2 protein-coding genes and 1 pseudogene are annotated in these 2,968 nt (G+C 68.9%); 1 reads left to right on the top strand and 2 read right to left on the bottom strand.

Annotated features, from left to right (window positions below; all coding sequences use genetic code 11):
* Nucleotides 1-672 (top strand): annotated as a pseudogene (locus AX685_RS14650) (hypothetical protein); the annotation flags it as partial.
* On the opposite strand, the gene AX685_RS14645 reads toward AX685_RS14650, so the two are convergent.
* Both AX685_RS14645 and AX685_RS14640 read right to left on the bottom strand, forming a co-directional pair.
* Nucleotides 561-1,679: a glycosyltransferase gene (locus AX685_RS14645; RefSeq protein WP_066489982.1), complete on the bottom strand. Its 1,119-nt coding sequence runs from the start codon at nt 1,677-1,679 to the stop codon at nt 561-563. The pseudogene AX685_RS14650 and the gene AX685_RS14645 sit on opposite strands and share 112 nt — an antisense overlap.
* Nucleotides 1,676-2,968, bottom strand: a 1,293-nt coding sequence (locus AX685_RS14640) for an O-antigen ligase family protein (RefSeq protein WP_066489980.1), incomplete at its 5' end; no start/stop codon positions are given. The genes AX685_RS14640 and AX685_RS14645, both read right to left, overlap by 4 nt.

The following is a 2,968-nucleotide window of genomic DNA, read 5'->3' as shown; positions in this document are numbered from 1 at the left end:
GTGCTGGTGGCGGTCGCGATGGCGGCATGGGGCGCGGTCAACCTGCCCGTCGCCGCGCTGGCGTTCCAGAACTGGCGCGAATTCTACGCCTTTTCCAGCGAGCGTGCGGGTACGGCGGCGAGCGTGTGGGAATTGATGACGCAGTTCGGCTGGTGGGTCACCGATATCCCGACGCGCAACCTGTGGTCGTTCGTGCTGTTTGTCGGCGGCGCCACGACGATCGTCGCGGCGGGCTGGCGGCAGCACGGGAAGCACCCGTGGCTGCTGTTCACCCCCGTGCTGGCGTGGTTCCTTTTGACCAACAAGGTCTATTCCCCGCAGTTCGACCTGTGGCTGTGGCCGCTGCTGGTGCTGACGGGGACGCGCGCGCGGCCGATGGCGCTGTTCCTGCTGGGCGATGTGGCCGCCTATTTTGCCGAATTCTGGATGTTCGCCGGGATGGAGGGCGCGTCGCCGTCGGCGACGCAGGGCGATATCCTCGCGGCGGCGATCGTGCGCGGAGTGGCGATGCTGTGGCTGATCCACGCAGCGGTGCGTGACCCGGCGCCGCGCTGGCTGGCTCAGCGGCGGTCGGGTGCGTCCAGCGCAGCTCCACCTGTGGCACCGGGCAGCGCGGCGACGGTGGCGTCCAGCGCCGCCTCCAGCGCGCCGGCAGCGCGCGACCAGGCGTAATCGTCGCGCACCGGCGCGGCGACGTCGGCACGGTCGCGGCGCAGCGTCGGCACGTCGAGCGATTGCAGCCACGCCGCGGCTTCCTCGACCGGGGTCGCGGCGCTGACCACATGGCCGCGATAGGTTTCGACCATGTCGCGCGCGCCCGCCAGTTCCATGACCAGCGGCACGGTGCTGCACGCCATCGCCTCCAGCACGATCAGCGGATAGGAATCGATCTTCGACAAATGGATCAGCACGTCGGAGCGGCCGAGCAGGTCGAGCAGTTCCTCCTCCGGGATGCGGCCCAGCACCTTGACGCGATCCTCCAGCCCGCGTTCGGCGATCAGCGCGTGGAGCCGCGCCATCGTCTCGGCATCCGCGCCGCCGGTGATCCGCGCATCGAACGCGACGCCGCGGTCGCGCAGCAGCGCGCAGACCTCCACGACCAGGAACGTGCCCTTGCCCTCCGACAGGCGGCTCGAGTGGATCAGTTGCAGGCGGTCGGGCATCGTATCGCCGGCGGCCGGCACGCTCGACAGCACCGATTGCGGCAGGAAGTTGCGGATCAGCGAGCGCGGCAGCGCGGGGGGCAGTGCGATCTCCAGTTCCTGCGTGCGGGAAATCAGCGCCAGCCGCTGCGCGCGCGCCAGCGCCCATTGGCTCAGCCGGCGCAGCAGCGGATGCGATTGTGAGCGCCAGTTCGATCCCAGATGCGGCGTCACCATCACCCGCCGCCCCATCGCCCGCGCCAGCAGCACGAAGCCGAGATCGGGCAGGTTCACATATTGCACCCACACCAGATCGGGGCGCCCGCGCCGGCAATGCGCCACCAGCCGCCCCAGCTGCCGCAGGTAACGGCGCAGCGTTGCGCGCGACAGATAGGCGCTGTCGGCGGCGATGCGCTCGACCGTCCAGCGATCGGTATGCGCCGCCAGCGCGGCGGTGCCGCGATCGCAAAACGCCTCTACCCCGCCGGGATGGTCGCTGGATCCGCCGACGATGAGCAGCCGGTGTCGCGCGCTCATGCCTGTTCCACCCCGAAGGTGCGCGGCTTGCGCGGCGTATCGGCGGCGAAGGCCGGACGCACGGGCGTGCGGCGCAGCGGCGCGCGCGTCACCGACCAGATCAGCGCGATCGTCAGCATCAGCATCACCTGCAGGATGGTGTCGCGGTCCATCAGGCTGGATTCGGTGCCGTTGTGCGCGATGCAGAACACCATCACCGCCAGCAGCATCGCGCCGCGCTGCCCCGATGCCGCCTCGCTGCCCAGCAGCCGCACCAGCGGCCACACCACCACCAGCGCCACGACCAGGATCAGCCCCGGAATGCCGATCGTCGCGGCCAGATCGAGGAAGCCGTTATGCCCCTCCGTCACGGTGATCACCCAGCCGCGCGCATATTGGAAGATCGGGCTGGCGCTACCGATGTTCCAGAACGATCCGAACCCCGATCCCAGCGGGTTGTCGATCGTATAGCGGATCAGCGCATCCCAGATCAGCGTGCGCCCGGTGAAGGCGGTGCGATCGTCGAGCACGGAGGAGAAGGGCGCGTTGTAGATATTGATGTAGATCGAGCCGATCAGAAGGGCGACGATGATCGTGCCGATCAGGAACAGCCGGTAGCGCGCATGGTAGAAGGTGAACAGCGCACCCAGCACCGCCGCGCCCGCGCACACGCCCAGCGAGGTGCGCGACGTCGTCATCACCAGGAAGCCGACGGCCAGCGCGACCGCCCCGATCTGCAGCCAGCGCGGCATTCGCCCGCGATCGAACGCGAACATCAGCACCGCGAAGGCGCAGATCGCACCGGCGGTATTCTTGTGCATGAAGATGCCGCGCCAGTCGCCGATCAGCTTCTTGTCATACACCTCGTCCGCCTGGTGGATGCCCAGTTCGGGATAGGCGAAGACGACGATATAGCTGAGCACCAGCGATACCAGCAGCACCCAGCGCGTGAGGTTGACGGTCCGCTCGTAACCCAGCCACCGCACCGCCGCGAACACCGACCAGATCACCATCGCGGTCAGCAAAAGCCGGCGGAACCCCACGCCGGGCGCGATCGACCAGGCGATGCTGAGCAGGCACCACGCCAGCGCCAGCGCGATCGGCAACGGGACGGTCAGCAGACGTCGCCAGTCGTGCAGCGGGCGCAGCGCTACCATCGTCAGCACGGTGATCGCGACATAGCCCGCTTGCCGTTGCCAATTGCCCGCCCCCGTCAGGTCGGCGCCGGTGATCGTCATCATCGGCCCCAGCATGGTCAGCGCCAGCATCGCGACGAAGGTCGCCGCCAGCAAGCCGAGCCGCACCGGCGC

The sequence above is a fragment of the Sphingomonas sp. CCH9-F2 genome (genome assembly GCF_001556735.1).
Lineage (GTDB): Bacteria > Pseudomonadota > Alphaproteobacteria > Sphingomonadales > Sphingomonadaceae > Sphingomonas > Sphingomonas ginsenosidimutans.
The sequence above is the reverse complement of the archived record's forward strand: the minus strand, read 5'-3'. Positions and strand labels throughout refer to the sequence as shown.